Below are 19,554 nucleotides of genomic sequence, written 5' to 3'. Positions count from 1 at the left end.
CCTGAGCGTGGTGTAGGACCTGGGTTGCTCATCATGTTCTCCGCCCATTCCTTTCGCCTGTCCAATCCACAAGCCGCCAATCCCATAAAATGAAACGACGTTGCATTATGCGCGGGCCACCTCTATGGTTCGCCTCAACGAATGTCGCGTCATGACACAAAACAAGGATGGGAGAAGGCGCATGGGAAGCGCGTCCGCTGCCGCAACGGCACCGGCGATCGACATCGAGCCGACGATGAAGAGGGTGATGCGGCGCATCATTCCGTTCATTTTCGTCTGCTACGTCGTCAGTTATCTCGATCGCATCAATGTCGGCTTCGCCGCCCTGCAAATGAACCGCGATCTCGGCCTGACGCCGTCGCAGTTCGGCTGGGGAGCTGGTCTTTTCTTTCTGGGATATTTCCTCTGCGAGATTCCCAGCAACCTGATGATGCAGCGGGTCGGGGCGCGCCTGTGGATCGCCCGCATCATGATCACCTGGGGCTTGCTGTCCACGCTGACATGCCTCATCACCGGGCCGGTGAGCTTCTCGGTGATGCGCCTGCTGCTCGGCATGGCGGAGGCGGGCTTCACGCCGGGCGTCTATCTCTATTTCACTTACTGGTTTCCCGGCGCCTGGCGCGGGAAGGCGACCGCGGCCTTTCTTGTCGGTATTCCTGTCGCCAACATGATCGGTTCGCCGATCTCCGGCGCCTTGCTGACGATGGATGGCTTCGGCGGTCTTGCCGGATGGCAATGGCTGCTCATCATCGAAGGATTGCCCGCGGTTCTGCTGGGAATCGCCTGTCTTTTCGTCCTTTCCAACGGACCAGCCGACGCCAAATGGCTGGAGGACCAGGAACGGCGGGCGCTTGGTGAGCAGTTGGCGGCCGAGCAGTCGCTTCTCGCGGCCCGCCATGGAAACAAACTGCGCGACGCCTTCGCCAATCCGAAGGTCTTCGTGCTCGCCCTGGTCAATTTCTGCGGCATCGGCGGCTCGCTCGGGGTTGGGCTCTGGATGCCGCAGATCGTGCGCGGCTTCGGCGTCAGCTATGTCGCGGTCGGCTTCATCTCCGCCGCACCCTATGCGCTCGGCGCCGTCTGCATGCTGCTGTGGGCGCGTTTCGCCAACCGGTCGAACCACCGGCTGTGGTTCGTCTGCGGCGCGTTGGCGGTGGCCGGTCTGGCACTGTCGGTCAGCGCGACCTTCACGGCGCCATTGCCGGCCATGCTGGCATTGACCGTGACGGTGGTCTGCATTCTGTCGTTCCAGGCGACCTATTGGGCGATCCCGTCCAGTTTCCTGACCGGACGGGCCGCTGCCGCCGGTCTGGCCCTCATCGTATCCATCGGCAATCTCGGCGGTTTCGCCGGCCCCTACATGATCGGTTACCTGCGCGAGGCGACCATGAGCTTCTCGACCCCGCTCTATGTGCTGTCCGCCATTCTTCTCACCGGGGCGGCGGTCATGGCCGTTCTCGGCGATCCCGGCAGCGACAAGTCCAGCCCGAAGGAGGCGGCATGATCACCCGGCGCACTCTCATCGTCGGCGGCGTCGCAGGGGGAGCCTGCGCGTTCGCCGCCACCCGCTCCTCGGCTCTGGCCCAGACCGTTCCGAACTCCGCTGGGACCGAGCCGCCGGCCCTGAAGGCCCCGGCGAACGCCTGCGACAGCCACCATCACATCTATGATGCCCGCTTCCCGGTGTCGCCGCACTGGCGCGGCGGCCGGCCGGCCGGGGCGACGGTCGCCGACTACCGGTTGTTGCAGAAGAAGCTGTCGATCACCCGCCATGTGATCGTGCAGCCGTCGACCTATGGCGTCGACAACCGCTGTCTGCTCGATGCGCTCGAACAGTTCGGAAGCGAAGCCCGCGGCATCGTCGTCATCGACGAGAACACGACGGATGCGGAACTGCGGCGGATGAACGATCTCGGCGTGCGCGGCGTGCGGGTGAATTTCCTCACCCCGCAAAGCTGGGGCGTCACCACGCCGGAGCGTCTGGTCGAGACCGCCGCCCGTATCGCCCCTCTCGGCTGGCATGCCCAGCTTCTGATGTCGGGCGACCAGATCGCCCGTTTCGAAGACGTGCTGACCGGCTTGCCGGTTCCGGTGGTGTTCGACCATCTCGGACGCATTCCGCAGCCCGATGGCCTGTCGCATCCGGGGGCACAGGCAATCCTGCGCATCGTCGGCAAAGGCCGCGGCTGGATCAAGCTGTCCGAACCCTATGCCGACACCAAACTGGGTCCGCCGGCCTATGCCGATACCAGCGCGCTCGCCCGCGCCTATGTGCAGGCGGCCCCCGAGCGGGTCATCTGGGGAAGCGACTGGCCCCACCCGACCGAAAAGGAAAAGCCGGACGACGCCGTGCTGTTCGACCTGCTGACGGGCTGGGCGCCGGATGCTGCGACGCGCGAGCGGATTCTGGTCGCGAACCCGGCCACCCTCTTCGGCTTCACCTGATCGCCGGCCTGCCTTTCGGGCGTGACGCCGGCATTCTTGCTGCCAACAAAAAAGGAGTGACCACGATGGTCACTCCTTTTTCATGAAAGCCGCGGCGGGTCAGGCGTGGGAGTACATCGGCAGGCCCGGCGTTTCGAGATCGGCGCGCAGGATCGTGCCGGTTCGGCTTTCGGTGATGAACAGGCTGCGGTTTCCGTCACCGCCGAAGGCGAGGTTGGTGGTTCCCACCCCGGCACAGGACACGATGCGGTCGAGCGGCTCGGCAACCGGCGACACGCGCCAGACCGAGCCGAACCCCGTGTGGCAGATCAGCAGATTGCCGTCGCGGTCCAGCGCCAGACCATCCGGCCCGCCCGGCCCGCCATGCAGGTTCACGAACACGCCCACCTTGGTGATGAGGCCGCTTTCGGGCAAAGGAATGCGCCAGACCTGGTTGGCCCGTGTCACCGCGACCAGCAGGAAGGTCTCGTCGGCATCGACGACGATGCCGTTCGGGCTGGGGATGGTATCGACGAGGCAGGTCAGCCGCCCGTCGGTTCCCAGCCGCCAAACCCGGCCGGTCGGGTCGTGCATGCCGGTCTGGCCCTGGTCGGTGAAGTAGATCGCGCCCGACCGTGCGAAGACGAGATCGTTGACGCCCTTGAAGCTTTCGGTCGCCGCCGTCTCCAGCAGTGGCGTCACCCGCCCGCTGTCCGGGTCGAGCAGCATCAGCCCACGCTTGTAATCGGTGATGACGATCCGGCCGTCGGCATGAATCTTCAGGCCGTTCGGCCAACCGTCATACTCGGTCACCTGTGTCCATTCGCCGTCCGGATCGATGCGGAACACCCGTCCATAGGGAATGTCAGTGACATAGAGGCGGCCGGCGCGATCGAAGGACGGCCCTTCGAGGAAGCTGTCGATCTGTCGGCCGCCTTGGTTGCCATCGGCCCAGGCGGTGCGCCGCGCCTGCCGGAAGCGATCCGGAAGCCGGGTGAACACGCTGGTCTCGACGCGGCGGGGAGGGGCAAACCAGCTCATTTCGGGAATCCGTAGAGGTCCGCGGGATTGTCGACCAGGATCCGGTGCAGTGTAGCCTCGTCCGGCATGGCATGCGCCATCAGATCGAACAGCTCGGCATCGTCCGGCTTGTCGTCGGGCTTGCGGGTCGGGTGGGGCCAGTCGCTGCCCCAGACCATCCGTTCCGGTGCGGCCCGGACATAGGCCGCCGTGATCGCCGCGCTTTGCGTGTAGGGCGACCGGCTGGTGAGATAGGCGCCGGACAGCTTGACCCACGTATTGCCCTTGTCGAGCAGCCGGCGGATGATCGCATAGGAACCGCTTCCCAGGCCCTCCGCCGGCAGCGCGCCCAGATGGTCGATCACGATGCGCGACGGCAGGGCCATCAGCAGATCCCGCGTCTCGGCCAGTTGCTGCGGCCGCATGTTGATCTCGCAATGCCATCCCAGCGCGGCGAGCCGGGGCGAAAGCTTTTCGAGCGAAGACACCGACAGCGGTCCGGGGAAGGGCAGGTTGAACCGCACGCCGCGCACCCCCAGCGCGTCGAGCCGTTTCAGCTCCGCATCCGCAACATCCTCGGCGACGACGGCGACCATCCGGAAATTGTCGGGTCCGAGCGCCTGCATGGATGCCAGTTGCAGGCTGTTGTCGGTGCCGTAGGTCGACGGCGTGACCAGAACGCCGCGCGTCGTCCCAAGGCGTCGTTGCAGCGCCTTGTAATCCTCCGGCAGCGCGTCGGGCGGGGTGAGGGACGCGCCGGGAGCGGTCGGATAGCGGGAGTCGTAGGTGTGGAAATGGCAGTCGGTCGCATTGGCCGGCGCCTTCGCCGCCGGTCGCGCCGTACCGGCGGACCAGCGAACGACATCTTCGGACTGTGCCGCGCCCTGGGCCGCGCCCTGGGTCGCGCCTTGGGCCTTCGCGATTGCGGGCAGCACCGGGAGCGCCGCCGCCGCGGCGGCGCTGGCCAGCAGTGTCCGGCGCGTCATCCTGTCGTGTCGCGGCATTTCAGGCCTCCTTCGCGGTGGCCGCGGTCGCCGTGGCGTTGGTCTTCTGACGGCTGATCACCAGAACCAGCACCGCGCCGGTGACGGCGACCAGGGCGACCGGCAGCAGCGCCAGCGCATAGTTTCCGGTCGACTCCAGAACGGCGCCGTAGACATTGACCATCAGACCGCCGCCGATCAGGTTCGACACGGCGTTGATCATGGCGAGTCCGGCGGCGGCCGACCCGGCGCCGAGCCAGCCCGACGACAACGCCCAGAACGGTCCCTTGAAGGCATAGGCGCCGACCAGCACCATGCTGAGCAGGACGACGGTACCGATCAGAGACTGGATGGCGAAGGCGCCCAGGAAGCCGGTGGCGATCAGCAACAGCGTCAGCGCGGTGTGCCAGCGCCGCTCCTTCGTCCGGTCGGAATGGCGGCCCCACAGCACCATCAGCACGCAAGCGACGCCGTAGGGAACCGAATTGATCAGGCCGGTCTCGAAATTCGTCAGACCAAAGGATTTCAGCAGCTGCGGCTGCCAGACGCCGAGCACCGACCCCGCCGCCGACGCGCCGGAGCAGGCGAGCGCCATCGCCCAGACGGTGGGGTTGCGCAGCAGTTCCGCGAAGGACCCCCAGCCGGTCTTCCGGGCTGCGGCCGGGCGGCCGGCCTTCTCGCGGTCGAGTTCACCACACAGCCAGGACCGCTCGTCATCGCGCAGCCAATGCGCCTGTTCGGGCCGGTCGGTCAGGAAGAAGAAGCAGACGACGCCGAGCAGGATGGTGGGGACGCCCTCCATCAGGAACAACCACTGCCATCCGCGCAGGCCGAGCATGCCGTCGAGACCAAGCAGGATGCCACCCAGCGGGGAGCCGATGAAGGTCGCCGCCGGGATGGAGATGCCGAACAGGGCGATCAGACGGCCGCGATAGCCGGCCGGCAACCAGTAGGTCAGGTAGAGCAGAACGCTGGGGAAGAAGCCGGCTTCTGCCGCGCCGAGAATGAACCGCATGACGTAGAAGGAATTCTGCCCCTGGACGAACGCCATGCCGGCCGAAACCAGACCCCAGGTGACCATGATGCGGGCGATCCAGCGCCGCGCGCCGAAGCGCTGGAGGGCCAGGTTGCTCGGCACCTCCATCAGGAAGTAGGAGAAGAAGAACAGGCTGGCGCCGAAGCCGAACACCGCCTTCGACATGCCGAGATCCTGGACCATCTGCAAGGACGCCATACCGACGTTGCCGCGATCCAGGATCGCGAACAGGTAGCAGATCATCATGAACGGCATGATGCGCCACGCCACCCGGCGCATGGTCCTCTGTTCAAGCGCGTTGGGCGCTTCGTTCGCTTGCGGCATTGGTTCCTCCCGGAGCTGTTGTCTTGGATGGCGCGTCGGTCAGGCGACGCGGAGTTGCGGCGCGTTGACCATCGCGCGCGGATCGGCGCCCTTGCCTTCGAGCACGTTCATGACGTGGTCGAGCGCGATGAGGCCCATCGCGTCGCGCGCGGCCTGGGTGCTGGCGCCGGCATGCGGGGTGGCGATCAGGTTGGGAAGCGTCAGCAACGGATTGGCCGGGTTCACCGGCTCCTCCGCGAAGGTGTCGAGACCGGCGCCGCCGATCCGGCCGTCGCGCAGGGCCTCGAACAGCGCCGCCTCGTCGATCAGGCCGCCGCGCGCCGTGTTGATCAGGATGCCGCCCGGCCGCATGGCGGCGATCTGTTCGCGGCCGATCATGTTGCGGGTCTGCGGGGTCAGCGGGCAGTGCAGACTGATGACGTCGCTGGTGGCGAGCAGCTCGTCCAGGTTCGCCACACGCTCCGCCCCCTCGATCCGGATGTCGGCGGGCATGTAGGGGTCGAAGACGCGCACGGTCATATGCAGGGGCTGCACCAGCCCGACGAGAATGCGGCCGATCTCCCCGAAGCCGACGATGCCGAGGCTGCGCCCGCGAAGCTGCAGGCCGGACGTCGTGGCCTTGTCCCAGAAGCCGGCCTTCATCCGTTCGTGAAGATGGGCGAGATGGCGTGCGACCCCGAACATCAGCGCGAAGGCGAGCTCCGCCACCGATTGCGAGTTGGCGCCACGCGCGACCAGGACCGGAATGCCGCGACGGGCGGCGGCTTCCGCATCGATGTTGTCGTAGCCGACGCCATGCTTGGCGATCGCCCGGAGCTTGGGCGACGCGGCGATCACCTGTTCCGTGATCTTGCCCTGGCGCACGATGATGCCGTCGATCGCTTCCTTCGCGGCGACCGTGGCGAGCTCCTCGGGGCTCGCATAGGCGGCGCCGATGGAAACGAGGCGCGCGCCGCGCCGTTCAGCGACTTCGGCGGCTTCCGGCGTCAGCGCCGGGCCGGTGACCAGGATCGTATAGGGCATGCCTGTCCCTTTCTGATTTCAAGCAAGCGCCTGCCGGTGCCGGAGCATGACGGTGCACGCTGCCAGCCTGGGCCGTGGCGGGTCGGTGGTGTCGCCAACCGTTGCTTTTTAAAATTGCAACGGCGTTTCATTTTTTGGTACCTATTGCATCGGCGGCTCGGATTGTCAACCGTGCGTCGGATGGTCCGGCCGCAGAACCAACGTCAGAGAATCAACGCCAGTCAGGCAGGAGCGCCCAGATGACCGCCGGTTTCCGCATCTATCCGAACCCGAAGCAAAAGGCGTCGCCAGACCTCGTGGAGCGCTTCCGCAAGCTCCCGGTCGCCAATGTCAGCGACAGCATGTCGCGCATGGCGGCGGCCGGACCGCGGCTGCGCCCGATGCATGGCGGCGGCGTGCTGGCCGGCCCGGCCATCACCGTGAAGTCGCGTCCCGGCGACAATCTCATGCTGCACAAGGCCATCGACATGGCGGAGCCGGGCGACGTCATCGTCGTCGATGCCGGCGGCGATCTCACCAACGCGCTGATCGGCGAGTTGATGGTCGCGCATGCCGAGCAGCGCGGCGTCGGCGGCATCGTCATCAACGGTTCGATCCGTGACGCCGCGACATTGCGGGAGGGCCGCTTCCCGATCTTCGCCGCGGGCGTCACCCATCGCGGCCCCTACAAGGACGGCCCCGGCGAGATCAACGTGCCGATTTCCATCGACGGCATGATCATCACGCCCGGTGACCTGATGCTTGGCGACGATGATGGCTTGGTCTGCGTCGCGCTTGCCGATGCGGAGGCGATCTACGCTGCGACCAAGAAGAAGCATGATGCGGAAACCGCCCAGATGGACGCGATCCGGGCCGGGCGCAACGATCGCTCCTGGGTCGATGTCGAACTGGCGAAGCGGGGCGTCGAGTATATGGGCTGACGACAAGCGATCCGGCGGATGAAATTCGCGCCGGGTGCCTGTATATCGTCCTGAAATGGCCGCCCGACGGGCGGCCTCTTCAGGAAGCCGGATGTGACGACCGATCAGACCAAGACCAAGAAGTCCGCCAAGGCCGAGGCGCCGTCCGGATTGCAGGGCGTTTCAGCCGTCGAGCGTGCCTTGACCCTGTTGACCGCCTTCCAGCGTGGCGATGGTGTGGTCAGTCTGGCCGAACTCACCAAGCGCACCGGCTTGGTCAAGACGACGGTCATGCGCATGGCCTTGTCGCTGGAGAGCTTCGGGCTGATCAAGCGCGTTGACGACGGCGGCTATCGTCTCGACGCCGAGGTGATGCGGCTCGCCGCCTGCTATCAACATGCCTTCGGTCTGGCCGACCATGTGACGCCGGTGCTGGAGCGGCTGGCGCGCTCGACCGGGGAGACGGCCTCCTTCTACACACGGCGCGGCGAACAGCGGCTTTGCCTGTTTCGCGTCGAAAGCGCCAGCCCGATCCGCATGCATGTGCAGCCCGGCGACCTCCGCCCGATGGACAAGTCAGCGATCGCCCAGGTGCTCCGCCATTTCGACGTCGGTCGCGCCGCGCCGAAGATCGATGTGCCGATCTATACCTGTGGCGTCACCGATCCTCATGCCGCGGCACTGGCGACGCCGGTATTCGGCCCGGGTGGCAGCCTTCTCGGAGCTCTCGCATTGTCGGGGCCGGTTACCCGGCTGACCGCGGACTATGCCGGAAAAATCCGGTCGGACCTGAAAGCGGCCGGGGATGAGCTGACAAAGTCCTGCGGCGGTTGAGCTCCGGTTCCGGACCTGAGCAGCATGTCCCTGCCACCTTGTTCAGCGCATTAAAAATAAAAATGCGTCCACTTGGTGTTTGTTTCTTCGTATCACCTATAATCTATTGCGCAACCGCTTTGCCGGTAGCACCATGGACCGATCACCCGCTCCAGAGAACCGGCCTGAGGGCGAGTTGATCAGAGCCCTTAAAGGCTTGTCAGGGGCGGGGACTCTGTCGGTTCCGAATGGTCGGCTTTGGCTTTCGTGACGTCAGAACGGCCGGTAGCGGTTCATTGGCGAATTCCACATTCGAGGAAGAAGAACTCAGCGCCGTGCGCTCAGATCAGCTGTGAGATGTCCGTGTGAACCGGAGGGCAGGCATGCCGATTGCGGTCAAAGCTCGTGCCAACGCCGATGACGTAATGCTCGCCTGGAAGCCTGATCCCTGGTCGGACGACTGGGCTGGCTTTGCGATCGAGCGACGGGACGAGGCAACCGGCCAAGTCGCGATGCTCGCCAATCGGATCCCGCCCCAACCCGGCTCCGGGCCAGTGCGACCGGGCGGGGTATCGTCCGCCCTCTCCCCGATTCGGCGCTGCATCTGGATCGACCACGGCGTGCCGGCTGCCTCGAGGATGTCGTACCGTGTCACTCCGGTGCGGCGTGCCGCCGCTGGAGGATTCTCGCTCGACAAGGATGGAGCCTCGGACTGGAGCGCGACGGTGATGATGTCCGGTGATGCCGGAGATGGGCTCGCCGCCTACTTCAACCGTGGGACCCTGATGTCGCAAGTCGTCAGCCGCTTCGTCAGGGGCGACATGAGCAGGGAGTCGTTGCACCGGTTCCTGGCGGATCTCGCGAATCCGGGCTTCGCGGCGCGACGCTACCTCTCAGGCGAGGCGCGGCATGAGATCCTGAGCTTCATCGCCGAAGCCGACCGCCGCGGCAGCACGATCCACATAGCCATCTATGAGATGAATGACCGCGAACTGGTCGAAAGCTTGAAGCCTTTCGGTGCCCGCGGACATGTCCTGCTCGGCAACGGCGGCGCGACGGAGGACTGGGTCGAGCGCGAGCTTGCCGACGCCGGCCTCGACGTGCGCCACCGCGACCTGTCGCATGCCGGGCGGTCGAGCCCAAGCGTACACAACAAGTTCGTCATCGAGAGCGATCCGGCCGGACGGGCGCTTCGCGTGCTGACCGGCAGCATGAACTGGACGACCACGGGACTTTGCACCCAGCTCAACAACGTGCTGATCATGGATCGCCCGACAATCGCCGCCCGCTACCTCGACCAGTGGGAAAAGCTGGTTGCCGCCGGTGACGCCATGCCAACCAGCCTAAAGACGTCAAACGGTTTCCCGACCAAGGACGGTGGTATTGCCCTCTTCTTCGCTGCGACGCAGGGCGAGGCGGAGTTTCAACCGGTTCTCGAACTGATCCGTGGAGCGGAGCACGGCGCGCTCTTCCTTATGTTCACGCCGGGCCAGTCGCCGCTGCTCGGCGCCCTGCTGGACCGGGCCCGCGAGAATCGGATCTATTTGCGTGGCGTCGTGTCACGCATCCAGGCGTCGGAAAGCGGGGACATCGTCCGTGTCGGCGGTGAGGTGGTGAAGTCCGGAGCCTCCCCGGACGAGTTCCACCACGACGTCGTGCTTCCGGCCGAAATCAGCGAGGCGCGGCGCCCCAGTTGGGCGGAAGCCGAATTCAACGTCCGTGAAATGCTTTCGGAGCACCTGATGGCCATCGTCCACTCGAAGGTCATCGTGGTCGATCCGTTTTCCGACAAGTGCGCGGTTGTGACGGGATCGCACAACTTCTCTCCGGCCGCTTCACAGAAGAACGACGAGAACCTCGTCATTGTGCGTGGCAACAGAAAGCTCGCACAGGCCTACGCCTTGCACATCAATACTGTCTACGATCACTACTCCTGGCGCGCGTTCCTGGCCGCAGGCGGCAATCCGGATCAGATCTATAAGCCGCTGGACGGCTGGAAGCCTGGCGGTTCCCGTGCGAGGGAATTGGATTTCTGGATGAGCTAGCCGCCTTTATTCACCAGGGTGGCGAGCGGTCTGGTCGCCGCGTTGAGATGATCAACGTTGGGCTGTATGGGCGCGCGTCGTCGGCCGCCGCGCTGACGGCGGCGTGACGGTGTCGGAGTTGGTGGTGGAGGGGATTGGGTGACGGCTGGGGCACGCTGCCCCGGTGCTCAGCAGATGAGCCGGGGCATGCGGCCGAGGGCGAGGTGGATGATCGCCTGATCAGGCGCGCTGGTCGGCAGGTGCACCTTGATCTGCGTCTTCATCTCCACGATACGCGCGGCGGTCTTCACCAAGCGCAGCCGCAAGGTGTCGAATTGCACCGTGCGCCAGCGGGAGCGTTTCGGCATCAGCGAGCGCAGGCTCCACAGCAGCCAGTACGCCCCGGCGTGCAGGAACAGGCGGAACTGGTTGGCCGTCGCCTTGGTGCAGGAGGTCCGGTCTGCGGCAAGGTGGGATTTCCAGGCTTTTATATGATTTTCCGCCTGTCCCCTCGCGCAATACAGGCCGGCATACAGCCAGCGACCCGTGCCGTGGCGTAGGTTGGTGACGATGAAGCGGCTGTCGGTGCCCTGGTCTCCTGCCTCGACGCGCGCGACGATGCGGCGGACCCGGCTCCAGGTGCTGGCCCCGTCATAGAATTCCTTGAAGCGGCGCACCTTGTCGGCTCCGGGCATGGCCTGGAAGCGCGCCGCGGTGCTGGCCTCCAGCGTGGTGACGTGACGGCGCAGTGTGCTGCTGGTCGGCAGACCGAGCACGTAGTCGAGCCCCTCCGCCTCGCACCAGTCCAGCACCTCCGGGCAGGCGTAATGGCCGTCGGCGCGCAGCAGGATCTCGGTCTTGGGCCAGTTTGCCCGAATGGCGCGGAGCAGGCGACGCAGGAAGGTCCGGATCTCCGTCCCCTTGGGCCGCTTGGCTGGGCGCAGCACAGCGGTGACAAAGCGGCCGTTGCCGTCGAAGACAACGATGGGCTGGAAGCCGTACTCGTCATAATGGGCGTTGAACAGGCGCAACTGCTGACCGCCATGCACCGTGTCGAAGGTGTCGTCTACATCCAGCACGATGCGCTTGGGCACCTGGCGAAAGGACGCGCAGTAGAGATCGACCATGGCTCGGCCCATGCGCAGCAGTGCGCGGGTATCCGGCAGGTTCTCCAGGCGCGAGATGGTGGCTTGCGAGCAAAGGTCACGCTCGGACGGCAGGCGTTCCAGGGCCATCTTGAACAGCGGGTCGGAGCGTAGGCTGCCGGCGTCGTTGCCGTCCTCGTAGCCCGCCGCGATGGCCAGCAGGCGAAAGCCGATGATGTCGGCCAGCGAATGCACGGTGCGCGTTGGATCGCGCGGGTCCTCAATACAGGCGGCCAGCCGATCGGCAATCCGCAGCCGCTTCGCCACCTCCCGCAGCACCAGCAGCCCGCCATCGGAGGACAGGCGGCCGCCATCAAAGCGCCCGATCACCGGCTTTCCAGCAACGGGTGACAGGCCGGGCAGCGGCAGGGTATGATCAACCATGGCGGGTGGGCGCTCCGGAAACGGCAGGAGTTGGCGTCAGCACCCAAATCCTACGGCCGCTCAACGGATGCCGCTACACCCGCCAACCCTCATGAATTTTCCCGGCTAGCCCGGCTTCGTCACGGCAACTGAGGCGGCAAGTGGAACTGTTCCCGTGACAATGCCAGCCGCCCCTATACCCGCCCGCCCACCCTCCGGACCGGCACCGGCCGGGCCTTCTTGCTCCAGCGCTGTGCAGCGGGGCTTGAGCAGGACGCTGGCCAGGACGGCGATGCCGGCGCAAACCACCATTGCGGCGGGTACCGCCTGCTCCACCGGCACGCCGATCGAAGGTGCGATCAGCGAGCCGGCAGCCCCGCCCAGAAGCTGCACGATGCCGATCATCGAGGATGCCGCCCGGCGCGGTCGCCGAAATCGCTCATCGCCTGGGCCGTCACCACGGGAAGAACCAAGCCCAAACCGGTGTTGAACAGGATCGTCGCTCCCAGGATATAGGGCGCCGAGATCGGAACCTGTGCCATCATGACCGCACCCAGCACGGCAATGACCGCGCCGAGCAGGACCAGCCGATGCCGCGGCATGCGTCCTGAGAGGGAGCTCGCGCCGATGGTGCCGAGAAGCAACCCAACGTCAGGGTGGGGAAGGCACCGACCAGGACCGGACTGAGCTTGAGAAGCCCGACGGGGCCGGCGATTTCCTCCAGTTGCGGATGGCGGTATTGAGGCCGGCAGCCGATGCCCGCGTGCCGGCCTGTTTCCGAAGTGGGATAGCTCCGCCGGTTGACGCCTCGCGGATAGCGTTCCGGTTGTCGGCGAGGCGTCGGGTCCGGCTGATCGATGCCCCTGGGATGGTCCTGAACGGCAAAACGGATGCAGGTCCCTCAAGACCGGACTATCTACATATCATTGAAAATTATATGGAATACCTATATTATCGGGATTGTTGTGGAATCATTGTCGCCTTTTGGATTGAGCGGGATGGTGGGAAGGCAAGGTCTCCTTTCGAGGCTGGATAAGGATCGAGAGTGATATGAGACGGAAACCCCTGTGTCTGTCGGGCATGACAACAATTGAACGGCATCGCGCCATCGCCGCCGTTTCCGATGCGATCTCCGCCGGTGGTGGGTGGATAGTCGATCACACCCTGTTTTCGAACATCATGGCGACGATCCGTTTCGCCATCCCGTTCGAGGGGCTGGAAGTGCTGAAAGAGCGCTGCAACGCCGCGGGAATCAAATTGGATGCCGACACGCCTGCCGAATTGGAGCAGGCCGGTACCGCAAAACCGCGCGCCCAGGGGGAGATCAACGCGTCGCTGACTCTCACCTTCGTCCACAATGAACCAGATCTTCGCATCGAGATTCCAGCCGTTCCAGGCTGAGTGGCGCCCATCTGATGCTCATGTGGCGCCGATGCGCAATTCGCATGGCCCCGCCGTCATGTCCGGAAACCTTGACGACGGGCCGATGGGCCTATTCGGACAAACAGCCAGTTCTCTTGGCTGCCCCAGCAGCGGCGTGGCAGGCGGCATGTGAAAGTGAAAATAGGGGCGGCTGGCTGGCCGCCCCTTTGCTGGTAGACAACGCGCTCTTATCGCGTCTTGCTCCTGCTCCGGTCCCGCAACCGCCTCAGGCCGGATCGCCGATGGTCAGCGCGATGGTGCCGACTGAGGCGATGGAGCCTTCGATCCGATCGCCGGCCTTGACCGCGCCGACACCTTCCGGCGTGCCGGTATAGATCAGGTCGCCGGGTTGCAGGTGATACAGCGTGGAGAGGTGGGCGATCAGCTCCGGGATCGACCAGATCAGCAGGGTCAGGTCGGTGGACTGTTTCGTCTCGCCATTGACGCGCAGCTCCAGCCTGCCGCTGGTCGGGTGGCCGCACTGCGCCACCGGAACGATCTCGGCCAGGACGGCGGACTCCTCGAAATCCTTGCCGATGTCCCAGGGCCGCTGCTTGGCGCGGGCGGCCAGCTGCAAGTCGCGCCGGGTCATGTCGAGGCCGCAGCCATAGCCGTAGACCACGTCGAGCGCCTCTTCCTTGGCGATGCGGAAGGCCGGCTTTCCGATGGCGACGACCAGTTCCATTTCATAGTGATAGTTCCCGGTCGCCGGCGGATAGGCGACGGTCGCGCCGGTCGGGACATAGGTGCCGGGCGATTTGGTGAAGTAGAAGGGCGCCTCGCGGTCGACCTGCACGCCCATCTCACGGGCATGGGCCTCGTAATTGCGGCCGACGCAGAAGATGCGGTTGATCGGGAAGCGGGCGTCGGTGCCGCGCACCGGGGCGGCGGGGATGGCGGCGGGGGCGAAGACGTAGTCGGTCATCTCAGGGGTTCCTCCGATGTTGAAAGCGGTCATTCGGCGTCGGGCTGGCGGCCGGGCTCCGCGGCCTGGAAGGCGGGCAGGGCGCCCGCCGCCGCGGCGATGCGGCGGATGGTGGGGTAGTCGTCGAGCGGGCAGCTCATCCGGGCGGCGTTGAAGACCTGCGGGACGAGGCAGATGTCGGCCAGCGTCGGTTCGTCGCCGAAGCAGAAGACGCCGACGCGGTCGTCGCCGGCCAGCATCGTCTCCAGCCCGCGGAAGCCTTCCGCCACCCAATGGGCGTACCAGCCGTTGCGGGCTTCTTCGTCCTGGCCCAGCGCGTCACGCAGGTGATTGAGGATGCGCAGGTTGTTGACGGGGTGGATGTCGCAGGCGACGGCCAGCGCCAGCGACCGCACCCAGGCGCGGTCCAGCGGATCGCGCGGAAGCAGCGCCGGGGTCGGATGGGTCTCGTCCAGATACTCGATGATGGCGAGCGACTGGGTCAGCGTCCGGCCATCCACCTCAAGCGCCGGCAGCAGCCCCATCGGATTGACCGCGAGATAGCCGGGCGCGCTTTGCTCCTTGCGGCGCAGATGGATGAAGTGCCTTTCGGCTGTGAGCCCCTTCAGGTTGAGGGCGATCCGCAGCCGGTAGGCCGCCGAGGACCGGAAGTAATCATAGACCTTCACGCGGGTGTCCTCCTCAGAGTCGGTTCTTTTGCGGAATGGGTGTTCCGTGACCGGCCGCCGCGCTATGGTGCGGCCCCTCCGGTCGATCGGGGATCGGGCCGATCGGGCACGGGGCATAGCGATCGGGGCGACGGACGGGACGGGTGGCATGACGGCGAAGCGCAAAGGCATCCAATCGGTGGAAATCGGCATGGGCGTGCTCGACGCCCTGGTCCGGTTGGGACGGCCGAGCAGCCTGACCGAGATCGCCAAGGCCAGCGACATGTCGGTCAGCCAGGCCCATCGCTATCTCGCCAGCTTCGTCAACACCGGCTTCCTGCGGCAGGATCAGGCGACCTCCCTTTACGATCTGCACAGCGGAGCGCTGCGGCTCGGGTTGGCGGCGATGGCGCGGCTCGACGTGTTCGAACAGGCCAGCCAGATCGCGCAGTCCCTGGTCGAAGCCACCGGCCGCACGCTGCAACTGGCGGTTTGGGCCGATCTCGGGCCGACCATCGTGCGCTGGTATCCCGGCTCCCCGCCCATCTACACCACGCTGACCATCGGCTCGCGCCTGCCGCTGACCCAGTCGGCGACCGGCAAGGTCTTCCTCGCCTTCCAGAACGAGACCTTCGTGTCCGACGTGCTCCAGCGCGAACTGGTGCGCGACCGCACCGACGGCCCCGTCGACATCGACGCCATCCGCCAGCAGGTGCGGCGCGATCTCGTCGCCGGTGTCGACGGCACCACCGTGCCTGGGCTGCGCGCCTTCGCCGGGCCGGTCTTCAACCTCCAGGGCCAGCTGGTGATGGTGGTGTCGGTCATCGCCTCGCAGGCCTTCAAGACCGGCGAGGACGCGGCGGTGCGGGGCCAGCTGCTCGACGCCTGTCGCGAGATCACGCATCGACTGGGCGGGCGCTGGCCGCGGACGGCGTGAGCAGCGCGCGGGCGGCCCGCGCGTCGAACTGCGCGGAGTCCAGCAGGGCGGCGGGCAGCCGGACCCCGGCGGTGACCAGCCGGCGGCAAATGCTCATGTCGCGGCCGGCGTTGATCGCCGCGGCGCCGACCAGCCGGTCACCCGCGAGCATCAGATAGAGCCGTCCTTTGCCGCCCGCCCCGGTGCCCGCCGTTCGCTGTTCCACCACCCGGCCGTTGTCCAGTCCGCCGGCCATGGTGTTGCCGGTCAACTGCACGTTCAGGTCATACTGGTCGGTCCAGAACCAGCTCGCCTCTCCCGCCGGAATGGCTTCGCCCAGGATGGTGGCGACCGCCCGTTCGGCGGTGACGTTGGCGTTCTGCCAGGTCTCGCACCGCATCGGCCGCCCGTCCGGACCCGGAATCGCCGCCATGTCGCCGACCGCCAGGATGGCGGGATCGGAGCTGCGCATGTCGGCATCCACCACCACGCCATCGTCGGTCACCAGCCCGCAATCCTGGGCCAGCACCGTGTCGGGCGTGATGCCGATGCCGACGACCGCGAAGTCGGCGGTGACGGTGGAGCCGTCGGACAGGGTGGCGTGCAGACCGCCGGCATCCTCCTCGACCTTGCGGATCCGGACACCGGTCCGCAGCACCACCCCTTCCGCCGCATGGCGTTCGGCGATCACCGCGGCGACCGGCTCCGGGAAGTTGCGGCCGAGAAGGCGTGAGCCGACCTCCACCACCGTCACCGCCAGTCCGCGTTTGCGCAGGGTGGCGGCGGCCTCCAGCCCGATGACGCCGCCGCCGACGACAAGGACGCTGGAAGCCGTCTCCGCCCGCGCGGCGATGGCGCGCACATCCCCGATGCTGCGCAAAACCTGAAGGGATCGCAGCGCGAACGGCAGCTGTCGCGGCCGTCCGCCGGTGGCGAGCACCAGCCGGTCATAGGGCAGGGTGCCACCATCGTCCATCGTCACCCGCCGGCGGCCGCGATCGATGGCGGTGACGCTGCAGCCCAGCCGCAGCGAGATGCCGAGCCGCTCGTACTCCTCGGTCGGCGCCAGCACCGGCAGCGGGTGCGACGGGTCGGCCAGCATCTCCTTCGACAGGGGCGGGCGCTCATAGGGGGGGAGGGGCTCCGCGCCGATCAGCGTCACCGGGCCGTGATAGCCGCGCTGGGCGAGCAGCAGGGCCACCCGTCCTCCGGCCTGTCCGGCGCCAACGATGACCACGCCCGCATTCGTGCCTGCATCCATGCCCGCGTCCTCCTTCCTGCTGCGGGATCCCGTCGTCCGGGGGCGGTGGGATCCTCGTTCGGGCGAACTGTCAATAACGCTGATCATTCGCGCTTGACGCATCGTCCTTATTGCGCAATATACAAATCATCGCACGATATGCAATACGCATTGCCAACGAGATGCGCGGAGGAGCGATGATCCCCGACACCACACAGCTCGAACGCCCGGCCGCCGATCGGCAGGAGGCTGGAGCCAAGCAGGCCGGACGGCGCTGGGCCGCCGATGGAGCCTCCCAGGTTCCCTATTGGGTCTATTCGGACGAGGAGACCTACCGGCGGGAGCTGGAGCGGATCTGGTATGGCCCGCACTGGCTCTATTGCGGGCTGGAGGCCGAGATCCCGGCGGTCGGCGACTTCAAGACCACCACGCTGGGCGAAAAGCCGGTGATCGTGGTGCGCAGCGCCGAGGATGAGATCAGCGTGGTGGAGAACCGCTGCGCCCACCGCGGCGTGAAGTTCTGCCAAAGCCGCTCCGGCCGCACCAAGGACCTGCTCTGTCCCTATCACCAGTGGGCCTACGACCTGCGCGGCGAGCTGATCGGCGTTCCCTTCCGCCGCGGCGTGCGGCGCCAGGGTGGCATGCCGGCCGATTTCGACCCGGCGAAGCACGGGCTGCGCCGCCTGCGGGTCGAGGTGGTCAATGGCGTGGTGTGGGCGACCTTCTCCGACGACACGCCGCCCTTCCGCGAATATCTCGGCGAAAAATTCTGGAAGCACTACACCCGCGTCTATGACGGCCGGAAGCTGGAGGTGCTCGGCTACAACCGTCAGCACATTCCGGGCAACTGGAAGCTGATGATGGAGAACATCAAGGACCCGTACCATGCGGGCCTGCTGCATGTCTTCTTCGTCACCTTCGGCCTGTTCCGCGCCGACCAGAAATCCGCCGTCGACATCGACGAGACCGGCCGCCACGGCATCCTGATCAGCCGCAAGGGGGCGCAGGAGGTCAACGACGTCACCGCCGACATGCGCAATTTCCAGGGTGACCTGACGCTGGCCGATCCGCGCATCCTCGACGTGGTGACCGAGTTCCCCGGCGATGAGACGGTCGGCATGATCACCGTCTTTCCCAGCGTCATCCTGCAACAGCAGGTCAATTCGCTGACCACGCGCCAGATCGTGCCGACGGGGACCGGCGGCTTTGATTTCCACTGGACCCACTGGTGCTACGCCGACGACACGCCGGAGATGAGGCTGCGCCGCACCCGGCAGGCCAACCTGTTCGGCCCGGCCGGCTTCGTGTCGGCCGACGACGGCGAGGTGATCGAGATGTGCCAGCAGGGTTTCACCGCCTCGCCCGACGCCGAGGCGCTGGTGACGATGGGCGGGCACGGCATCGCACCCACCGACCACATGGTCACCGAAACCGCGATCCGCGGCATGTACCGCTACTGGCGCGAGGTGATGGGGCTATGAGCGCGCTGACGATGGACCGCACCGATAGGGCTGTGGACGCGGCGCTGCGCGCCCGTGTCCGCGATTTCTACGACGCCTATTACGAGGCGCTCGACGATGTCCGCCTGGAGGAATGGCCGGACTTCTTCACCGAGGAGTGCCTGTACCGCGTCATCCCGCGCGAGAACCATGAACGCGGCTACATGCTCTGCACCATGCAGGCGGAAAGCCGCGGCATGTTGCGGGACCGCGTCACCGGCCTGCTGAAGACCCAGATGTACGCCCCGCGCTACTACCGCCGCTTTCCCGGTCCCCTGCGGGTGACCCAGGGCGCCGACGGCATCCGCGCCCGCCACAACCTGCTGATGGTCCAGACCCTGATCGACCAGCAGCCCAACATCGTGCTGTGCGGTGTCTGCCATGATCGGCTGGTCGAGGCCGATGGGCCCCCGCCTCTGGCCGGCCTGCGTCTGGTGGAACGGGTGGTCGTCTTCGATTCCGAGATGATCGCCAACAGCCTGATCTACCCGGCCTGAGGAGCATTCCCATGACCGTGACGAACTCTGAATCGGCCCTCTGGTACAAGACCATCCCGGCGGCGGACGTCGAGCGGGACGGCGTCGCCCGCGCCCAGGCCGGCGGCCGGCGCATCGCGCTCTATGCCGTGGAGGGGGAGTATTTCGCCACCTCCGACGTCTGCACCCATGGCCAGGCCTTCCTGTCGGACGGCTATCTCGACGGGCATCTGATCGAATGTCCGCTGCACCAGGGCCTGTTCGACGTCCGCACCGGTGCCGCGGCCGGCGCCCCCTGCACCGTGCCGGTCCGCAGCTTTCCGGTGAAGGTCGAGGACGGCGTTCTCCACGTCCAGATCGAGGAGGCGTGACGCC

The 19,554-nt window shown here is 66.3% G+C and carries 20 protein-coding genes; 10 read left to right on the top strand and 10 right to left on the bottom strand.

The features are described 5' to 3' along the window. Window positions 1-181 precede the first annotated feature (181 nt). Window positions 182-1,504, top strand: coding sequence for an MFS transporter (locus AZL_RS20325; protein ID WP_042444349.1), 1,323 nt, complete (start codon window positions 182-184; stop codon window positions 1,502-1,504). Beyond that, entirely contained in the window at window positions 1,501-2,445 is a 945-nt protein-coding gene (locus AZL_RS20320) for an amidohydrolase family protein (RefSeq protein WP_012976343.1), read from the top strand. The genes AZL_RS20325 and AZL_RS20320 overlap by 4 nt, the downstream gene beginning before the upstream one ends. A gap of 99 nt (window positions 2,446-2,544) precedes the next feature. On the opposite strand, the gene AZL_RS20315 is transcribed toward AZL_RS20320, so the two are convergent. From AZL_RS20315 to AZL_RS20300, 4 genes are read right to left on the bottom strand one after another with little or no spacing between them, the layout of a single operon-like run. Continuing rightward, window positions 2,545-3,465, bottom strand: coding sequence for an SMP-30/gluconolactonase/LRE family protein (locus AZL_RS20315; RefSeq protein WP_012976342.1), 921 nt, complete (start codon window positions 3,463-3,465; stop codon window positions 2,545-2,547). After that, entirely contained in the window at window positions 3,462-4,448 is a 987-nt protein-coding gene (locus tag AZL_RS20310) for an amidohydrolase family protein (RefSeq protein WP_012976341.1), read from the bottom strand. The genes AZL_RS20315 and AZL_RS20310 overlap by 4 nt, the downstream gene beginning before the upstream one ends. Window position 4,449: 1 nt before the next feature. After that, window positions 4,450-5,787: an MFS transporter gene (locus AZL_RS20305; protein ID WP_012976340.1), complete on the bottom strand. Its 1,338-nt coding sequence runs from the start codon at window positions 5,785-5,787 to the stop codon at window positions 4,450-4,452. A 39-nt stretch (window positions 5,788-5,826) separates the two neighbouring features. Next, window positions 5,827-6,810 (bottom strand): hydroxyacid dehydrogenase, encoded by a 984-nt coding sequence (locus tag AZL_RS20300; protein ID WP_012976339.1) that lies wholly within the window; start codon window positions 6,808-6,810, stop codon window positions 5,827-5,829. Between the two features lie 239 nt (window positions 6,811-7,049). Between AZL_RS20300 and AZL_RS20295 the strand changes: the two genes are divergently transcribed. The 3 genes from AZL_RS20295 (at window position 7,050) to AZL_RS20285 (ending at window position 10,567) form a co-directional block, all read left to right on the top strand. Beyond that, the gene (locus AZL_RS20295; RefSeq protein ID WP_012976338.1) at window positions 7,050-7,730 is read left to right on the top strand and encodes an RraA family protein; all 681 of its coding nucleotides are present in this window, start codon (window positions 7,050-7,052) and stop codon (window positions 7,728-7,730) included. 93 nt (window positions 7,731-7,823) lie between these two features. Further along, window positions 7,824-8,543: an IclR family transcriptional regulator gene (locus tag AZL_RS20290; protein ID WP_012976337.1), complete on the top strand. Its 720-nt coding sequence runs from the start codon at window positions 7,824-7,826 to the stop codon at window positions 8,541-8,543. A gap of 362 nt (window positions 8,544-8,905) precedes the next feature. Then, window positions 8,906-10,567: a phospholipase D-like domain-containing protein gene (locus AZL_RS20285; RefSeq protein WP_148219507.1), complete on the top strand. Its 1,662-nt coding sequence runs from the start codon at window positions 8,906-8,908 to the stop codon at window positions 10,565-10,567. Window positions 10,568-10,734: 167 nt separating this feature from the next. On the opposite strand, the gene AZL_RS20280 is transcribed toward AZL_RS20285, so the two are convergent. The 3 genes from AZL_RS20280 to AZL_RS20270 all read right to left on the bottom strand — a co-directional run bounded on the left by AZL_RS20280 (window position 10,735) and on the right by AZL_RS20270 (window position 12,698). Then, window positions 10,735-12,075, bottom strand: coding sequence for an IS1380-like element ISAzs3 family transposase (locus tag AZL_RS20280; protein ID WP_012973088.1), 1,341 nt, complete (start codon window positions 12,073-12,075; stop codon window positions 10,735-10,737). 105 nt (window positions 12,076-12,180) lie between these two features. After that, complete coding sequence (locus AZL_RS20275; protein ID WP_042444347.1) at window positions 12,181-12,459, bottom strand: hypothetical protein; 279 nt, start codon at window positions 12,457-12,459, stop codon at window positions 12,181-12,183. Further along, window positions 12,456-12,698 (bottom strand): multidrug effflux MFS transporter, encoded by a 243-nt coding sequence (locus tag AZL_RS20270; RefSeq protein ID WP_148219506.1) that lies wholly within the window; start codon window positions 12,696-12,698, stop codon window positions 12,456-12,458. The genes AZL_RS20275 and AZL_RS20270 overlap by 4 nt, the downstream gene beginning before the upstream one ends. A 406-nt stretch (window positions 12,699-13,104) precedes the next feature. On the opposite strand from AZL_RS20270, the gene AZL_RS20265 reads away from it, so the two are divergent. Continuing rightward, a complete protein-coding gene (locus AZL_RS20265; protein WP_012976335.1) occupies window positions 13,105-13,455 on the top strand; it encodes a hypothetical protein in 351 nt (116 codons plus the stop codon). 247 nt (window positions 13,456-13,702) lie between these two features. Here AZL_RS20265 and AZL_RS20260 read toward each other — a convergent pair whose 3' ends face one another. Together AZL_RS20260 and maiA are read right to left on the bottom strand one after the other, a co-directional pair. Next, window positions 13,703-14,401, bottom strand: coding sequence for a fumarylacetoacetate hydrolase family protein (locus AZL_RS20260; protein WP_042444341.1), 699 nt, complete (start codon window positions 14,399-14,401; stop codon window positions 13,703-13,705). A 29-nt stretch (window positions 14,402-14,430) separates the two neighbouring features. After that, complete coding sequence (gene maiA / locus AZL_RS20255; protein WP_012976333.1) at window positions 14,431-15,069, bottom strand: maleylacetoacetate isomerase; 639 nt, start codon at window positions 15,067-15,069, stop codon at window positions 14,431-14,433. A gap of 148 nt (window positions 15,070-15,217) precedes the next feature. On the opposite strand from maiA, the gene AZL_RS20250 reads away from it, so the two are divergent. Continuing rightward, window positions 15,218-15,985: an IclR family transcriptional regulator gene (locus AZL_RS20250; RefSeq protein ID WP_012976332.1), complete on the top strand. Its 768-nt coding sequence runs from the start codon at window positions 15,218-15,220 to the stop codon at window positions 15,983-15,985. Here AZL_RS20250 and AZL_RS20245 read toward each other — a convergent pair. Further along, window positions 15,945-17,225 (bottom strand): NAD(P)/FAD-dependent oxidoreductase, encoded by a 1,281-nt coding sequence (locus tag AZL_RS20245; RefSeq protein WP_012976331.1) that lies wholly within the window; start codon window positions 17,223-17,225, stop codon window positions 15,945-15,947. The genes AZL_RS20250 and AZL_RS20245 overlap by 41 nt on opposite strands. Before the next feature lie 176 nt (window positions 17,226-17,401). On the opposite strand from AZL_RS20245, the gene AZL_RS20240 reads away from it, so the two are divergent. The 3 genes from AZL_RS20240 to AZL_RS20230 are packed head-to-tail and all read left to right on the top strand — an operon-like array spanning window position 17,402 to window position 19,550. Continuing rightward, window positions 17,402-18,685: an aromatic ring-hydroxylating dioxygenase subunit alpha gene (locus AZL_RS20240; protein ID WP_012976330.1), complete on the top strand. Its 1,284-nt coding sequence runs from the start codon at window positions 17,402-17,404 to the stop codon at window positions 18,683-18,685. Continuing rightward, window positions 18,682-19,200: an aromatic-ring-hydroxylating dioxygenase subunit beta gene (locus AZL_RS20235; protein ID WP_148219505.1), complete on the top strand. Its 519-nt coding sequence runs from the start codon at window positions 18,682-18,684 to the stop codon at window positions 19,198-19,200. The genes AZL_RS20240 and AZL_RS20235 overlap by 4 nt, the downstream gene beginning before the upstream one ends. Window positions 19,201-19,211: 11 nt before the next feature. Next, window positions 19,212-19,550, top strand: coding sequence for a non-heme iron oxygenase ferredoxin subunit (locus AZL_RS20230; protein ID WP_012976328.1), 339 nt, complete (start codon window positions 19,212-19,214; stop codon window positions 19,548-19,550). Window positions 19,551-19,554: the final 4 nt, after the last annotated feature.

Origin of the sequence: Azospirillum sp. B510 (genome assembly GCF_000010725.1) — a bacterium.
In the GTDB taxonomy this organism is placed as follows: Bacteria; Pseudomonadota; Alphaproteobacteria; order Azospirillales; family Azospirillaceae; genus Azospirillum; species Azospirillum lipoferum_B.
This window is presented reverse-complemented; position numbering and strand designations above follow the sequence as displayed.

Coding starts and splice junctions, on each gene's coding strand:
- AZL_RS20325 (WP_042444349.1), top strand. CDS start 182: ATGGGAAGCGCGTCCGCTGCCGCAACGGCACCGGCGATCGACATCGAG.
- AZL_RS20320 (WP_012976343.1), top strand. CDS start 1,501: ATGATCACCCGGCGCACTCTCATCGTCGGCGGCGTCGCAGGGGGAGCC.
- AZL_RS20315 (WP_012976342.1), bottom strand. CDS start 3,465: ATGAGCTGGTTTGCCCCTCCCCGCCGCGTCGAGACCAGCGTGTTCACC.
- AZL_RS20310 (WP_012976341.1), bottom strand. CDS start 4,448: ATGCCGCGACACGACAGGATGACGCGCCGGACACTGCTGGCCAGCGCC.
- AZL_RS20305 (WP_012976340.1), bottom strand. CDS start 5,787: ATGCCGCAAGCGAACGAAGCGCCCAACGCGCTTGAACAGAGGACCATG.
- AZL_RS20300 (WP_012976339.1), bottom strand. CDS start 6,810: ATGCCCTATACGATCCTGGTCACCGGCCCGGCGCTGACGCCGGAAGCC.
- AZL_RS20295 (WP_012976338.1), top strand. CDS start 7,050: ATGACCGCCGGTTTCCGCATCTATCCGAACCCGAAGCAAAAGGCGTCG.
- AZL_RS20285 (WP_148219507.1), top strand. CDS start 8,906: ATGCCGATTGCGGTCAAAGCTCGTGCCAACGCCGATGACGTAATGCTC.
- AZL_RS20280 (WP_012973088.1), bottom strand. CDS start 12,075: ATGGTTGATCATACCCTGCCGCTGCCCGGCCTGTCACCCGTTGCTGGA.
- AZL_RS20275 (WP_042444347.1), bottom strand. CDS start 12,459: ATGATCGGCATCGTGCAGCTTCTGGGCGGGGCTGCCGGCTCGCTGATC.
- AZL_RS20265 (WP_012976335.1), top strand. CDS start 13,105: ATGAGACGGAAACCCCTGTGTCTGTCGGGCATGACAACAATTGAACGG.
- AZL_RS20260 (WP_042444341.1), bottom strand. CDS start 14,401: ATGACCGACTACGTCTTCGCCCCCGCCGCCATCCCCGCCGCCCCGGTG.
- AZL_RS20250 (WP_012976332.1), top strand. CDS start 15,218: ATGACGGCGAAGCGCAAAGGCATCCAATCGGTGGAAATCGGCATGGGC.
- AZL_RS20245 (WP_012976331.1), bottom strand. CDS start 17,225: ATGGATGCAGGCACGAATGCGGGCGTGGTCATCGTTGGCGCCGGACAG.
- AZL_RS20240 (WP_012976330.1), top strand. CDS start 17,402: ATGATCCCCGACACCACACAGCTCGAACGCCCGGCCGCCGATCGGCAG.
- AZL_RS20235 (WP_148219505.1), top strand. CDS start 18,682: ATGAGCGCGCTGACGATGGACCGCACCGATAGGGCTGTGGACGCGGCG.
- AZL_RS20230 (WP_012976328.1), top strand. CDS start 19,212: ATGACCGTGACGAACTCTGAATCGGCCCTCTGGTACAAGACCATCCCG.